The sequence below is a fragment of the Candidatus Rubrimentiphilum sp. genome, assembly GCA_035710515.1.
Taxonomy (GTDB): domain Bacteria; phylum Vulcanimicrobiota; class Vulcanimicrobiia; order Vulcanimicrobiales; family Vulcanimicrobiaceae; genus Rubrimentiphilum.
In genome coordinates this window covers 1-15,932 of record DASTDE010000003.1, presented here as the reverse complement: position 1 = coordinate 15,932, position 15,932 = coordinate 1, and the positions used below count along the sequence as shown (strand labels likewise).

12 protein-coding genes are annotated in these 15,932 nt (G+C 60.7%); all 12 read left to right on the top strand.

Annotated features, from left to right (window positions below; all coding sequences use genetic code 11):
* Positions 1-119 precede the first annotated feature (119 nt).
* On the top strand, positions 120-3,890 hold the full coding sequence (gene rpoB / locus VFO29_07330; GenBank protein HET9393311.1) for a DNA-directed RNA polymerase subunit beta: 3,771 nt from the start codon (positions 120-122) through the stop codon (positions 3,888-3,890).
* A gap of 303 nt (positions 3,891-4,193) precedes the next feature.
* Positions 4,194-4,727, top strand: coding sequence for a spore coat U domain-containing protein (locus VFO29_07325; GenBank protein HET9393310.1), 534 nt, complete (start codon positions 4,194-4,196; stop codon positions 4,725-4,727).
* A gap of 97 nt (positions 4,728-4,824) precedes the next feature.
* Positions 4,825-5,292 (top strand): spore coat U domain-containing protein, encoded by a 468-nt coding sequence (locus VFO29_07320; GenBank protein HET9393309.1) that lies wholly within the window; start codon positions 4,825-4,827, stop codon positions 5,290-5,292.
* Positions 5,292-5,801, top strand: a complete 510-nt coding sequence (locus VFO29_07315; GenBank protein ID HET9393308.1) for a spore coat U domain-containing protein — start codon at positions 5,292-5,294, stop codon at positions 5,799-5,801. Before VFO29_07320 ends, VFO29_07315 begins: the two co-directional genes overlap by 1 nt.
* Positions 5,802-5,859: 58 nt before the next feature.
* Positions 5,860-6,276: a spore coat protein U domain-containing protein gene (locus VFO29_07310; protein ID HET9393307.1), complete on the top strand. Its 417-nt coding sequence runs from the start codon at positions 5,860-5,862 to the stop codon at positions 6,274-6,276.
* Complete coding sequence (locus tag VFO29_07305) at positions 6,276-6,764, top strand: spore coat U domain-containing protein (GenBank protein HET9393306.1); 489 nt, start codon at positions 6,276-6,278, stop codon at positions 6,762-6,764. Before VFO29_07310 ends, VFO29_07305 begins: the two co-directional genes overlap by 1 nt.
* On the top strand, positions 6,764-7,168 hold the full coding sequence (locus VFO29_07300) for a hypothetical protein (protein HET9393305.1): 405 nt from the start codon (positions 6,764-6,766) through the stop codon (positions 7,166-7,168). The genes VFO29_07305 and VFO29_07300 overlap by 1 nt, the downstream gene beginning before the upstream one ends.
* A 52-nt stretch (positions 7,169-7,220) precedes the next feature.
* Positions 7,221-7,934, top strand: a complete 714-nt coding sequence (locus tag VFO29_07295; GenBank protein HET9393304.1) for a fimbria/pilus periplasmic chaperone — start codon at positions 7,221-7,223, stop codon at positions 7,932-7,934.
* Positions 7,935-8,002: 68 nt separating this feature from the next.
* Entirely contained in the window at positions 8,003-10,192 is a 2,190-nt protein-coding gene (locus VFO29_07290) for a fimbria/pilus outer membrane usher protein (GenBank protein ID HET9393303.1), read from the top strand.
* A gap of 178 nt (positions 10,193-10,370) precedes the next feature.
* On the top strand, positions 10,371-12,185 hold the full coding sequence (locus VFO29_07285; protein HET9393302.1) for a hypothetical protein: 1,815 nt from the start codon (positions 10,371-10,373) through the stop codon (positions 12,183-12,185).
* 4 nt (positions 12,186-12,189) lie between these two features.
* Positions 12,190-12,720 carry a spore coat protein U domain-containing protein gene (locus VFO29_07280; GenBank protein ID HET9393301.1) on the top strand — a complete coding sequence of 177 codons (531 nt, stop codon included), beginning with the start codon at positions 12,190-12,192 and terminating at the stop codon, positions 12,718-12,720.
* Positions 12,721-12,887: 167 nt separating this feature from the next.
* Positions 12,888-15,932, top strand: a 3,045-nt coding sequence (locus VFO29_07275; GenBank protein HET9393300.1) for a carboxypeptidase-like regulatory domain-containing protein, incomplete at its 3' end; no start/stop codon positions are given.

The following is a 15,932-nucleotide window of genomic DNA, read 5'->3' as shown; positions in this document are numbered from 1 at the left end:
CTAAGTCCCCTTCTAAGCCGAGGCGCAGCCGCAGCCCAGAGCCTTTAGAAGGAAGGTCGAAGCGCAGGGCCGGCCAGGTCGACGGCGCTCCCGGAACCGTACAATCCAGCACCTTCCCGATGCCGACGGGCGCGTTCACGGTCGAACAGCAGCCCGACACGGGACCCAAACGCGAGCGCGTAAGCTTCGCGAAGATTCCGCACGTCCTGGAAGTGCCCAATCTCATCGAGCTGCAGATGGCCAGCTTCGAGTGGTTCAAGACCGAAGGCTTGGCCGAGGCGTTTGCTTCGATCTCGCCGATCAAAGATTTCACCGGCAACCTGGTGCTCGAGTTCGGCGAACACAGCCTGGGTGAGCCCAAGTATTCCGTTGAGGAGTGCCGCGAACGCGACATGACCTACAGCGCGCCGCTGCGCGTGCGCGTGCGCCTGATCACCGCCGAGTCGGGCGAAATTAAAGGCATTCCCGACCAAGAGATTTTCATGGGCGACTTTCCGCTCATGACCAACAAGGGCACGTTCATGATCAACGGCGCGGAGCGCGTGATCGTGAGCCAACTCGTGCGTTCGCCGGGCGTGTACTACAATCAGGACACCGACACCAACGGCCGCCCGACGTACAACGCCACGATCATTCCGAACCGCGGTGCGTGGATCGAGTTCGAAACCGACAACGGCACCAAGAACGACGAGACCGAGGGTACGATCGGCGTTCGCATCGACAAGAACCGCAAGATTTACGTCTCGACATTCGTGCGCGCGCTGTCGCGTCCCGACCTCGGCTTCGAGTGGGAGAGCGACGAAGCGATTCTGAAGCTGTTCGACGACTCGCCGCTGGTGCGCAACTCGATCGAAAAAGACAAGGACGTCAAGACGCGCGAAGACGCGCTCAAGGAGATCTACAAGAAGCTGCGTCCCGGCGAGCCTGAGAATGCGGAAAACGCCGAGAAGCTGCTCGAGTCGCTGTTCTTCGACGACAAGCGCTACGATCTCGCAGGCGTCGGCCGCTATAAACTCAACGGCAAGTTCCAGTACCGCATCGACAATCCGAATCCGGAGACGCGCGGCGAGACGCCCAGCGTATTCGTCGACGAGTACAAGGACGCGGGTCTGCAGATGCCGCCGATCGGCAAGCGCAGCCTGACGCGCGAAGACATGATCGCGGTCATCCGCCGTTTGATCAAAGTCGGCACCGGCCAAGTGGGCAAGGACGACATCGATCATCTGGGCAACCGCCGCATCCGCTCGGTCGGCGAACTGCTGCAGAATCAATTCCGCGTCGGTTTGCTCCGCTTGGAGCGCGTCGTGCGCGAGCGCATGACGGTGCAAGACATTGAAACCGTCACCCCGCAGGCGCTGATCAACATCCGGCCCGTGGTGGCTGCGATTAAGGAGTTCTTCGGATCGTCGCAGCTCTCGCAGTTCATGGACCAAACCAACTCGCTGGCGGAGCTGACGCACAAGCGGCGCCTCTCGGCGCTCGGCCCGGGCGGCCTGTCGCGCGAACGCGCCGGCTTCGAAGTCCGCGACGTCCATCACTCGCATTACGGCCGCATCTGCCCGATCGAAACGCCGGAAGGCCCGAACATCGGCTTGATCGGCTCGCTGGCGACCTACGGACGCGTCAACAAGTTCGGCTTCATCGAAACGCCTTACCGCGTCGCGCGCGACGGCAACGTGACCGATGAGATCGTGTACCTGACCGCGGATCGCGAAGACGAATACATCATCGCGCAAGCCAACACGCCGCTCGACGAGAAGGGCCGCATCACCTCGGAATCCGTCGTCTGCCGCTACGCGGAAGAGTACATCGAAGAGCCCGCGCTGCGCGTGCAGTTGATGGACGTTTCGCCGAAACAGATCGTCTCGGTGGCGACCGCATTGATTCCGTTCCTGGAACACGACGACGCAAACCGCGCGCTCATGGGCGCCAACATGCAGCGTCAGGCGGTTCCGCTCTTGCAGCCGCAAGCGCCGATCGTCGGCACCGGCATGGAGTACCGCGCCGCCAAGGATTCGGGTTCGCTGATCGTGGCGGACGAGCCGGGCGAAGTGATGGCGGTCGATTCCAAGTCGGTCGTCGTGAAGAACGGCGACGGCATCGAGAAAACCTACGACTTGCTGAAGTTTACGCGCAGCAACGCCGGCACGTGCATCAACCAGCGGCCGATCGTGTTGCCGGGCGAACGCGTGACCAGCGGGCAGATTCTCGCGGACGGACCATCGTCGGACGACGGCGAGCTGGCGCTAGGACAAAACGTCCTGGTCGGTTTCATGCCGTGGGAAGGCTACAACTACGAAGACGCGATCCTGATCAGCGAGCGCATGGTCAAGGACGATCGCTTCACCTCGATTCACATCGAGGAGTACGAGTGCGAGGCCCGCGACACCAAGCTGGGCCCCGAAGAGATCACGCGCGACATTCCCAACGTCGGCGAGGATTCGCTCAAGGATCTCGACGAGCGCGGCATCGTGCGCATCGGCGCTGAAGTGCGTCCGGAAGACATCCTGGTCGGTAAAGTCACGCCCAAGGGCGAGACCGAGTTGACCGCGGAAGAGCGTTTGCTGCGCGCGATCTTCGGCGAGAAATCGCGCGAAGTGCGCGACACCTCGCTGAAAGTTCCGCACGGCGAGAAGGGCAAGATCATCGACGTCAAGGTCTTCTCGCGCGAGAACGGCGACGAACTCTCGCCCGGCGTCAATCATTTGGTGCGCGTCTACGTGGCGCAGAAGCGTAAGATTCTGCAAGGCGACAAGATGGCCGGACGCCACGGCAACAAGGGCGTGATCGCCAAAGTGCTGCCCGAGGAAGACATGCCGTACCTGGAAGACGGTACGCCGGTCGACATCGTGCTCAACCCGCTGGGCGTTCCGTCGCGCATGAATCTGGGACAGATCATGGAGACGCATCTGGGCTGGGCGGCGCGCATGCTGGGCATGTACGTTTCGACGCCCGTCTTCGACGGCGCGCACGCCGAAGACATTACCGAGTGGCTGCAGGACGCGGGCTTGCCCGAAGACGGCAAGACGTGGCTACGCGACGGCCGCACGGGCGATCGTTTCAGCCGGCCGATTACCGTGGGCTACATTTATATGTTGAAGCTCGCGCACTTGGTCGACGACAAGATCCACGCGCGCTCGACCGGTCCGTACTCGATGATCACCCAGCAGCCGCTGGGCGGCAAGGCGCAGTTCGGCGGCCAGCGGTTCGGTGAAATGGAAGTCTGGGCGCTCGAAGCGTACGGCGCAGCCTACACGCTGCAAGAGCTGCTCACGGTCAAGTCCGACGACGTGGTCGGCCGCGTAAAAACGTACGAGGCGATCGTCAAGGGCGAGAACGTCATGGAGCCGGGCGTGCCGGAGTCGTTTAAGGTGCTGATCAAAGAGCTGCAATCGCTGGCGCTCGACGTCAAAGTGTTGACGGAGAACCGCGAAGAGGTCGAGATCAAGATCTCCGACGATGACGTCGGCGAACGCGCGCAAGAGATCGGGTTGCTGATGGGCGACGAAGATCCGCGCATGACGCAGACTGCGGCCGCGCAACGCGAAGCCGAGGCGCAGCGCGCATCGGCGGTGACGGGCGAAGCCGAAATTCCGGAAGAGGAAGAGGAAGAGGAAGAGATCGACGACTCCAAACCGATTGTCAGCGGACCCGTGGGTGGCGCCATGGCGACCGCCGACGCCGACACGCAAGTGCCGGGCGCGCGAGCGATCGACGTCATCGAAGAACTCGAGCCTGACGCCGAGCCGGCTGATGAAGCCGACGAAGAAGAGCAGGGCTACGTCCTCGAGGAGGAAGAGGAGCCGGCGGTCGAGCCTCCCACGTTTCCAATAGGTGAAGGCGAAGAACCCGAGCCCTTCCGGGAACAGCAGCCGGAGGAAGAGTTCTAATCTAGCCGTCCGCTAGGTCGCTTAGCTCTCCAGACGTCGTTTTAGACCCATTTAAGCACAGTGTCATTCCGAGCTTTGTCGCAGGGATGGCACTGTTGTTTAAGGACCTTTGGGTCTCGCTAACACAGAGCTTACAGAGCGTTTATCCGCGAGGTAGTGGCTGACAATTAAGGAGCCGTAAAATATTCGGCGCTTGCCTGCTTAAGGCGTTTGTAGGACGCACCTCTTATGCTATAAACTATCGAAGAGCCGTTCGGGGGTTCGGCCGTTACGTCACTCAATTTCTCTTACGGAGATTTTTTAATGCGTTTCAGTTCCACCCGCCGGATGCTCATGGCAGCCGGCTCAGCGCTTGCCCTAACGATTGCATTTAGCGGAACATATGCGTTCGCCGGATCTTCGACGGGCAACCTCAGCGTTTCAGCGACCGTCGCATCGACCTGCACGATCTCGCAGACCAGCGCACTCACCTTTACCGGTTACGATCGCGCCGACGCGAACCCGAACGATGGCACGGGCTCGATGACGATCGCCTGCACGAACGGCGGAAGCCCGGCTTCGGTCAGCTTCAGCACCGGTGCGAACTCGGGCAGCTCGTGCGATACCGCTTCGGGCGGTGCCGACGCGAACAATCGCTGCTTGAAGACCGGCTCGAATTATCTGGCGTACAACGTGTACTCGGATTCAGCACGCACGACGCTGTTCGGCTTGACCGGCACGTCGACGACTGCCGAAACGAGCACCGGCGCGTTCACGATCTACGGTAGAATTCCGGCCGGCCAAGCGGTGCCGACGGGCTCCTACTCAGATACCCTCGTCGCAACCGTAAACTACTAAGCGTCCTCGCAGAAGAACTGAGACGCATTCCGTGAGAGCACGCCGGTTTTTCCGGATCGCTAATGTTACAGCTGCTGCGGTTTTCGCAGCAGCTGTAATGGTGATCCCACGCACCGTCGACGCCGGTTCTTCAACCGGTACGCTCACCGTCACGGCCAGCGTAGCTCAGAAATGCATTCTCTCGAGCCCGACTCTAGCTTTCGGCTCCTACGATCCCGTCGTTACGAATAACTCCGCAAATCTCGACGCAACGACGACGATTACGGTGACGTGCACCAAGGGTGCGACCGGCATCACGCTCGGTTTTGGAAACTCGGCTAACGCGCCTACAGGCTGCGCCGCTCCGCAACGCTGCTTGGTCGGCGCCGTGCACAGCAACTATTTGAACTATCAGCTCTACAGCGATAGCGGCCACAGTTCGGTCTGGACCACGGCCATCTCCGAAAGCGTCACCGGCGGCATTACGACGCCGACCAGCGTGACGATTTATGGACGCGTTCCACCCACCCAGGACGTGAACGTCGACACCTACTCCGACACAGTAGTCGCGACCGTTAATTACTAATGCGCGAGCGCGCGATTGCCGCGCTGTTCGGCGCCCTTGCGATCCTCATTCCCGTACTCACCGAAGCCTCGGGTTCAGCCACGGGAAATCTCAGCGTCAATGCGACGGTCAACCAGAACTGCACGGCCAGCAGTCCCACGCTGGACTTCGGAACGTACAACCCGATCACCACAAACGCAACTGCGAGTTTGGACTCGTCGACAACGATTACTGTGAACTGCGCAATCGACAGTAACGTAAGGCTGGGTTTCGATTTGGGAACCAACGCATCGGGCGGCCACTGCGGGCCCTCGCCGCAGCGCTGCATGGTCAACGGGAGCAGCTACTTGAACTACAACATCTATGCTTCCGGCAGCGATCGCTCGGCCGATACGCCCTGGACCTCCCCGGTCACGGAAACGGTCACGGGCGGCAGGGCCACGATCAGCATTTACGGCAGGGTGCCGGGCGGGCAGGACGCGGTCGTCGGCGTCTACACGGATTCCGTCGTTGCCACGGTCTATTACTAGCCGGCTGGTCCTTGCCGTCGTTCTTCTGGGGAGCGGGGCCAGTCCTCAAAGCACGAACATGGCGATCTCCACAACGGTGATTGCGAAGTGCACGGTGACCAGCCCGACGCCATTGAACTTCGGCTCGTACGACCCGGTCGTGACGAACAACACGGCGGCTCTCGACGTTGCTCCGAACGCGCTCGCCGTGGCATGCACGCGCGGCGCGCCGGGTGTGACGGTCACATTGAATCTGGGCCTGCACGCCGTCGGTTCCACGCGGTTTATGGTCGACGGAGCGTCGCACACGCTCCAGTATGAAATCTACACAACCTCCGGCCGAACGACGGTATGGAATACGACGAACTCCGTCAGCTATACGTCAACCAGCATGGCTACCGTAAACCTGCCGGTATACGGGCGCATACCCGGCGGTCAAGATGCTTACACGGCGGCGAGCTATACCGATTCGGTAACGGCGACGGTGAATTTCTAATGAAGCAGCTTGCGCCGATCTTGATTGCAAGCATGTTCGCCGTGGCGTTGATGGGCGCCGACAGCACGTCGAAGTCTACCCTTACGGTGAAGACGGCCGTGGCCGCGAATTGCGCGTTGCAATCACCGCAAGGAATAGACTTTGGAACGTACGATCCGAGTTCGAACGGAACGGTTGACGCGCAGGTCGATGCGCTGCAGATCCAGTGCACAAAAGGATCGGCCGGCGTTTCGATAGCGCTCGACAACGGCCAGTACTACAACGGCACGCACCGGACCATGCGAACGGCCGGCGGAAACGGCGCGGTGTTCTACGAGATCTACACGGCCGCCGCGCGTTCGGTTGTGTGGAACCGCACGCAGACCGTTACCTACGTGGCGGCCACCAGTCAACCTGTGAAGATCACACTCTACGGACGCGTCTTAGGCGCCACTGCGGCAACGCCGGGCGACTATAGCGACACGCTGACAGCACTGGTGAATTTCTGATGCAATCCGTGGCTGTCGCCGCACTTGTTATCGCCACCGTGCTTACGGTCCCTATACGCGTGGGCGTGCGCGTCCCGAACAGCGTGACGATTTCGATCCCGTCCACCATCACCGTTCCGACACCGTCTCCGACGCTCGCGCCCGTCGGACCCACGCCGGTGCCCGCTTCCGGGTCCTCACCACGGCCGGGCGCCTCGCCGGCCGCAACGCCTGCCCCTATGACCACGACGGAGATAGCGAATGGACTGGCGGACCAGATATCGAACATGCTAGCCCAGACGATGTCACCGAACCAGACGAAGCCTTTGGTGACCGTCCAGTACGTGCAGCTTCCGCTGACGGGCGGAGGCGCAACCCCAGCGCCGAATTCCAGTGGAGATTATGTCGCAACGATTAACTTTTAGCGCGCGAGCGCTTGCATTATTCCTCGGAGCATGTTTGGCATTGGGCGGAGCCGTGAAGGCCGCGACCTTCTCCGTCGATCCGATCATCATCACGCTCGAGAAGACCAACTCCAGTGCATCAATTGCCGTGACCAACCAGACGACGCAAAAACTGCGCCTTCAGGTGACCGGGTTCTCCTGGTCGCAAAGCCGGTCGGGGCAGGTAGAGCTGGCCAAGACGGACCAGCTGGTGTATTTCCCGCAACTGCTCTCGCTCGATCCGGGCGAGACCAAGCGCGTCCGCGTAGGCGTGACCATGCCTCAAGGTCCGACCGAAAAAACGTACCGCGTTTTCATGGAAGAACTGCCGTCGCTGCAAAGCGTTCTGGGACCCAAAGGCCGGGCACAAGTGACGCTGCTGTTGAAAGTCGGAGTCCCGGTCTTCCTGCGGCCGGCCGGGTCGCCGGTTGTTTCCGGAGCCGTTCGCAGCGGATCGGTTCAAAAGGGCGCCGTGAACTTCGACGTTGTCAATACGGGCAACACGCACTTCTCGATTCAGAGCGTGGTCATCAGCGGGAAAAGCGGCGCGGGTGCGCAGTTGTTCTCGCAAAACATCACCGGATGGTATGTGCTGGCCGGCGGCACGCGCCATTTTGTCGTTCCGATCTCAGCGGCGCGCTGCGCGGCGCTGTCATCGCTCTCGGTTCAGGTACGCACCGATGCGGGGCGTTTCGGAGAAACGTTCGCAGGAGTGCGTAAGCAGTGCGGTACCACCTCGGCGCGCTAAGCCTCCTCTTCGCGTTTCTCTGCCTTGTTTGTCCGCCGCCCGTTAGGGCGGCGGATTTGCGAGCGTTCGTGACCTTGCACGTCAACACGCTCGATCAAGGGGAAACCGTTGCGATTCTGCGCGACAAGGACGTGCTCGTTCCGATCGACGCATTGGAGCAAGGCGGCATCCACGGATTGGGCGGTAAGCGCGAAACGATTCGCGGCCAGGTTTTTGTGTCGTTGGCCTCACTTGCGCCCGCTGTCGTTTACAATTTAAATGAAGATTCGCTCTCGCTCGACGTCACGGTGCAGCCGAAGTTCTTGCCGTCGATCCAACTCGACCTCGTTCGCGCCCGCCCCGCGAACGTTGAGTACACCGGTTCTCGCAGCGCGTATGTGAACTACTCGGCGAGCCGGACCAGCGCCGGTGACGCCAACGCATTTCTGGAAACGGGAATAAACCGGGGTTCACACGTGCTGTACGATTCTTTCAACTTCGCGACCGGCGCATCGGCGCATCGCGGCTTGACGTACTTCGAGAACGATGACCGGCTGCGCTCCGTGCGCCAAGTGTACGGCGATTTCGTGGAGTCGACCGGCGACTTAGGCGGCTCGACTTTTATAGGCGGCATTGCCAGCGCGCGCGCTTTCGATCTCGATCCGTACGCCATTCATTACCCGTTGCCTGGATTCAGCGGCGCGGTTACATCGCCGTCCACCGCGGACATCTACGTTAACGGCGTCTTGACGAGCCGCATCGATCTCTCGCCGGGCAACTTCGATCTCACGCGGTTGCCCGTAGCCAGCGGAAGCGCGACGACGCAAGTGGTCGTCACCGACGCTTTCGGTCACACGCAGACCTATACGCAGTCATCGTATATCAGCTCCGATCTTCTGATTCGCGGAACGAGCGACTTTGAATACGCGGCCGGTTTGGTGCGCAACAACGCGTTTCAAGACGGCGACAGGTATGGGCCGGGTGCGGTCATGGGGCATTACCGGCTCGGCGTGAGCAATCTTTTCACCGCGGGCGGACGATTCGAAGCGTCCAGCGGTCTCGTAAGTTTCGGCCCGGTTTTCGATCTGCGGTTGAAGCCCGGGTTGCTGCATCTTGCACTCGGCGCAAGTCATGCGGCCGGCTTGACGGGCGGCGCGCTCTCGCTCGGCTATAGCTACGCCGCGCCGCGCTTCGGCGGCGGCGTGACGCTGCTTACGCAGTCGAGCAGCTACGCCAACATCAGCCAGTCGCCGTCGGCGGACCGTGCGACCAGCGCGATTACCGGATTCCTGACGGCGCAGCTCGGGCGGCAGTCAGTCGGTTTGCAGATCTTTCGCCGGGGCGACAGAGACGGCGGAGCCTCGTCGCAGATCGCGCTGACAGCTTCGAGCACGATCGCGAAAACATTTAGTCTTGCGGTTACGGTCGAGCGGGATACGAATTCAACGTCCGGACCGCATAGTTCGGTGGTCGCGATGCTCACTCGGCCATTCGGCCGCTTGGGCGCGTCACTGACGGAGAAGATCGATCCGCTCAATGGCAGTACGAACCTGCAAGTGCAGGCTTCCCCCAAGAATCTTTTTGGGCTTGGGTATATCGCTTCCGTTGATTCGGCGCATACGATTAACGGCTCGTTTTTGTATCGCAGCCAATACGGCGATGCCGGTATCGACTACTCGAAAGGCCGGGGTTCGGTCTTTACCGACACGCTGCGTCTTTCGGGCGGGCTTGCCTTGATCGGTCACGGGATCTATCCGACCCGTGCGGTCACCGGCTCATTTGCTTTGGTCGATATCCCGGACACGCCCGGGGTCCACATCTATCTGGAAAATCAAGACGTCGGCAAGACCAACAAGCACGGGAAGATCCTCGTCACCGGCTTGCTGCCTAATTACGGCAATTCCATCCGGTTAGAGGACGCGGATGCCCCGCTCAACACCAGCCTGCAGACGGAGCAGAAGCTAATCGCTCCGCCGCCCAAAGGCGGCGCCGTGGTTACTTTTCCGGCCGTTCGTCTGCAGGCGCTCGTCGGAACGTTGCAGGTGCTCGACAACGGGAAGGTCGTGATTCCGGCCGACGGCGAGGTTCTCGTGTCGGGGAACGGGTTCGATACCCGCTCGGATATCGGCACGGGCGGCGAGTTTTACTTGGAAAACATCCCACCCGGAAAGTACAAGGCGCTGATCCGTTACGCCCAAGGCGAGTGCACTTTCGACCTGGTCGCCCCGTCCTCGACCCAGATGCTGCTGAACCTTGGGACGCTCCAGTGCCGCAAGTGATTAAGAAGGTAAAAAAGGGGTCCTTCCTACCTTAAGGGCCCCAAAAGTCCTTGCCCGGCCCGAGCGGCCACGGTACGATGAGCGTGGTTCAAAGGACCTTGTCGCGCGGCTTGCTGCGCGGCTTTTTATGAAAGAGGACGTTATCGCGCCGTCCCTGATGCGAAACCTTACGAGAGTCGTGGCTACGCTTTGCGTAGCAGCGATCGTTTCGGCGTGTTCGCACGGAGGCAGCAGTGTCGTTCCGGGCATAGCCGGCCAAGGTGCATCTTCCGGGATGAGCGCACTCGGCAAAGCGCGCCAGATCGATCCGACGCTTTGCACGTTCTCCGCTCCCGGAAATCTCGACGGCGATATTCTCAAGGCGGGAACGACCGCGTGGTTCAACAGCTCGATGACCGCCTCGGGCAATGGTTTTAACCTCGTCAACATCTATATGACGAGCGTCAAGGTAACGTTCACTACCCCGGGTGCGCCGCCGCCAAAAGATCAGAAGGATTCGGATAAGCCGCAGCCCGTTACCTCGACGGTGAATTTACCGGACAGCGTCATCACGATCTCGCCGTCCGCGATTGCGGGAAGCGTGCTGTTCCACGACGACGCGCAAGCATGGCACGAGATCGTGCCGACAGGCATTCCGGGATATTTCTTTGCGGATGGCGGACGCTATGCCGTATCGGACGGGCTAAAAGATGCCAAGAATGCGACGTGGTCTGCCGTCATCAGCACCGACACGCCCGGCATTTCGTTGAACTGGCGCTGGGCCGCCGCATCGTACACGACGCTCGGCGCGGATTACAACGGTATGGGCGTCAAGCCGATGGACGACAAGAGCGCGACCGCATATCCCAACGACGATTTCGCCGGCACGCCGGAAAACTTCAAAGCTTCACTCGCGCACGGCGGCGGTAACGGGACGCAGGACGGTCCGGACGATCGCTGGACCGGTCACTTCTCGAAAGTGTATACGCTGACGCCGTGCAGCCTGGGCGACAACGGCACCGGCCCGACGCCAACGCCGGCGCCGACGCCGATTCCGCCCGGCTCAACTCCGGGGCCGACACCGACACCGAATCCAAGCCCGACGCCGACGCCGACTCCGGCTCCGCAGCCGTTGCACGCGGCGTACATTCCGAACGAAGGCGACAACAACGTTTCGGTGATCGATACGAGCACGCACCGGGTTGCCGGAACAATTCCGGTCGGCAATAATCCGTACGGCGTGAGCGTTGCCGGTAACTCCGTGTATGTCGGCAATCAGTTCGATGCATCGGTCTCGGTCATTAATGCGGCTACCGGGCAAGTGCCGGCGACGATTAGCGTTGGACAAACCCCGTACGGTGTCGCGTCCAATCGCTCCGGTTCACGCGTCTATGTGGCAACCAATGACGGCAACTCGCTCGGGTCGATCGCCGTTATCGACACGAGCACAAATACCGTCACGTCGCAAATCGCCGCCCCGTTCGGCGCCTTGCCGTTCATGCCGGCTGTCAGTCCCGACGGCTCCACGCTCTATGTCGGGGATTTGGGAACGGCGGATGTCGGCATGTATGACACGGGCACGGGCGCCTATCTTGGAAGCATCGCTTTGAGCGGCTCCGCCAACGGGACTGCGTTGAGCCCTGACGGTTCGACGTTATACGTTTGCGACAACGGCGGCTTGTCGTACGTGAATACTGTTACGCGAACGGAAGCAGCCTTCCAGCCGTTCAGCGGCGGCTGCGCCGGCGTGGCCCTCAACGCAGCCGGAACGACTGCCTACATCAGCAACAACGGCGGCAATACGTTAACGGTATTGAACACCGCAACGCACGCCGTCGTCGCGACGGTTCGAGTCGGCCTGCTTCCGGAAGGGGTTTCCGTCAGCAGCACCGAGGTTTACGTGGCCAATGCAAACAGTGGGACAGTGTCGGTTATTTCGACTTTGACCAACGCCGTGACCAACACGATCGCGGTTGGCGCGCAGCCGTTCGCTTTCGGAAACTTTCTGAAGTAAGCGCATGCGCCGGCATGTCCTTTGGATCGTCGCGTTCGCATGTTTGGCGATCGTGCTGTGGCCTCACAGAGTCCAGGCCGCGCCGCTTTGCGGCTTCACGAGTTCTCCGAGCGTTTTGTTCGGGAACTATGATGTTTACGGCGCCGCTGTTTCGTCGACGGGAACGATTAACGGATTGTGCACCGCCGGAAGCAGCAGCACGGTCAGACCGATCATTACGCTCAGCAAGGGCGGCTCTACGACCTATCATCCCCGCAAGATGGCCTGCACGTCCGGAGCCTGCCTGACCAACGGCGACTCGGCCGACGTCGTTACCTACAACCTTTACACGACGGCCGCTCACGCCACGATCTGGGGAAACCCCACCCTCGACGCGACGACGGCCAGCGTCCAGTTGGCCTCGGGCTGCTGCGCGAACAACGTGGCCTTTTCCGCCACCGTCTTTGGGTTCATACCCGCCGCCATCTCGGGCGGAGCCAACGACGTCTCGGTCGGGGGCTATACCGACACCATCGTCGTCACCATGACCTTTTAGGCCCTTAATGTACTGTGACAAAATCATGACACAGGGGCGGGGCATATAGAGCCTAGGGCCCATTCCTTAAAAAGGGATTAAAGTCGCCTGGGGGAATCGGCTTCAACAGGTAGACCGGGGTCTGCCCATTTTAGCGGCGCTATTTGCATCTCTTGAAAGGGAAGCTAATGAGCTCTTTTCATGGCAAGCAAAGTGCGCGGACGATTTTACGTTTGTCCGTTGCACTTTTAATCTCGGGCTTTTTGCTCGTTCAGTCATGTGCGCCGGCGTTTGCGGGAACGACGGGGATCCTAGCCGGAACCGTTACGGATTCCGCGACATCGGCACCACTGGCTAACGTGCAAGTCACGGCTGTCGCGCCTACCGGGCGCGCTACGGCCACGACGAATAGCCGCGGGTTCTTTTCTATGGCGGGTTTATCACCCGACACCTATTCGGTTTCGTTCACCATTGCGGGATACGAGCCGGTCTCCGTTCCGGGTCAAAACGTTTTCGCCGATTTGACGACCACCGTCAGTACGACGCTGGTCAAGTCACTGAAGACGATCGTTCACGTGACCTCGCGGAGCATGGGTGGTGCGTTTCAACCGAATCAAACGGTGAATACGTACAACGTTACCCAGCACCAAGTTCAAACGATTCTCGGCACGTCGCTGAACCTCGCGGAATCGACGCTTATTACGTCGCTGCCCGGCGGTTCACTCGACAGCAGCGGTTATCCGGTTATCCGGGGCGGCCGCGAGAACGAAGAGAACTTTGAATTCGAAGGCATTCCGTTTACGGATGCGTTCACGAACCAGTTTACGAACTCGCTGAGCGTTCCGGGTCTCGGACTGCAAAGCGCCCAGCTGACGCCGGGCCTTGGCAACGCGTCCCAGGACAACTACGGCACCGGTACCTTCAACCTGATTGCCAAGCGCGGAGCATATCCGGGCTTTGCGACGGGGCTGTTCGGCATCGGCTCGCCGGCATTCCAACACATCGCCAACGCAGAGTGGGGATTTGCATCGCCGAACGGCCGCATCTCCGCCTACATGGCGCTCTCGGACAACAACCAAAACAGCGCGTTCAATACGCTCTCGATGAACTGCTTGCTGATCGGCACCTGTTTCTCGCGCTACTATCAAACGAAGCGTGAGTTCCTGGGCAACCTGGTCTACAAGTTCGGTCACAACAACAACCAAGCGTTGCAGTTCTTCACCGACATCGGCCAGAGCAATTTCTACACGGGCTTCAACTTCGGCCAAGGCAACAATCTGCTGTGCTACGCGACGTGCGATCCGTTCACGCTGCAACAGATGGTCGGCCTCGCCGGATTAGCGGCTCCGTCACTGACCGGCGCCCCGGGCCTTTGCCCGACGGCACTGACGTGCACGGGCTACACGCTGAATCCGACGCTCAACGTCACCACGATCCAAAGCCTGATTCAGCTCTATCCGCAGCAAAGCCAGCTGAACCAGACGCTGGGATCGACCAACGAGCGGCCGCAGATCAACTACCAGCCTAACGCCGCATTCAAGCTCGGCTACATCTGGAACATCAACAGCTCAAGCGTCCTCGAAGCCATGGCGTATCACCTGGATGCCGTGACGACGTTCGACCTCCCGCTTGCGGGCGGCTACGCGTCGTTCAACTCGGCACGCCGGCAGCTCCAAGGCGGCAGAACCTCGGGCTACAAACTCGACTACACGCGGCAATTGAGCGACAAGAACCTGTTCAAAGCCGGCGGTGAGTACAAGTACCTCGTGCCCGTATTCGACGCTCCGGCGAACGACTTGGGCGTCATCGACCTCGAGTTCGAACACGGCGAACAGAAGGACTTCCTGACAGCCGCGCAATGCACGGCCGTTGGGCTCTCCGGCTGCGGTTACATCTACACCAACGGCGTTTCGAACGTGACGTCGCCGCAAACGGTTCCGCGGGCGTATGAGAATACGTCGGTGGAGCGTCACGATTGGGCAGCCTACATCGACGACACGTGGTCGCCGAACGACAAACTGAAGATCGAAGGCGGTCTACGTTTCGACGGAGCGAGCTTCGGCTATCCGAATGCTGCCATCGATCCGTACACCTGCACGTCGGTCTTTCTACCGACGTACTCGACCAACGCAAACGGAGTGCTCTTGACCACGCCGAGCACGAATCCGAATGCGAACACGATCTACACGAATCCGATCACAGGCCTCACTTCGACGACTGCGACGGATCCTGGCGGTCACTTGGGATTGTGCCCGGTAGCGACGTTCCCGCAACTGACGAATCAGTCGCGGCGTCCGGTCGTTCCGGAACCGATCTTCTCAGCGACCTACCGGCTTGGCGCCAACGACTCGATCCGCGCGTCCTATGGACGTTCGATCAACCTCCCGACGCTCGGCCTGGTCGACTTCTCTGCCAACATGGACTACTTTGGTGGTCCGAACCGGCAGTTCTTCGCGATACCGTCAAATCTGGGAGCTGGTGGCTTCGCTTGCGGAGCGCTCGGGGACCAGATCTGCGCGAACTACGCGGAGCAACTCTATTGGGACAACGCCCGGGAATTCGCCGGCGGCGTGCCGCTGATGCCCGTGCGTCCCACGGTCTTCACCAACATCGACTTCTCGTGGGAACACCAGTTCACGCGCGGTTGGCTGAACGGAATCTCGTTCAAACTGACGCCCTGGTATCGCAAGGCGTTTGACGAGACGGCCCTGGTCTCTACGCCGAAGTTCGTCGGCGGCGTGCCGCTGCTCAACCCGATTACGGGCGCGCAGCTGTTCAACCCGTCGACGGCCAACAACCTCGGCAAGAACCAGGCTGACGGCATCGAGCTGCAGTTCACCAAGGAGCAGACCTACGGGCTTTCGGGCCAGGTCAGCTTCACGTATCAGAACGAGCTTTCGTCCGTCATCCCCGGCTCGAGCAGCGAGGACTTCTATCCGTCCATTCCGGCGCAGTCGGTGTTGCTGGGCAACATCTACCGCGTGGGCTTCCTCTCGCCGTTCGTCGCTTCGTTCGACTTCTCGTACGAGACGCACAACGGCTGGCGGATCTCCCCGCAGACCCAGTGGAACATCGGCTATCCGATTGGACCGGGTTTCATTACGTCGGCGTTCATCAACGGCCAACCGTTTAACATTCCGTTCACGAATGCGTGCCCGGCATGCTCGACGACCGGCACGGGCCAGTACGTCGATCCCATGAACCCGGGCTCGTTCTTCAAACCGAATGTGGCG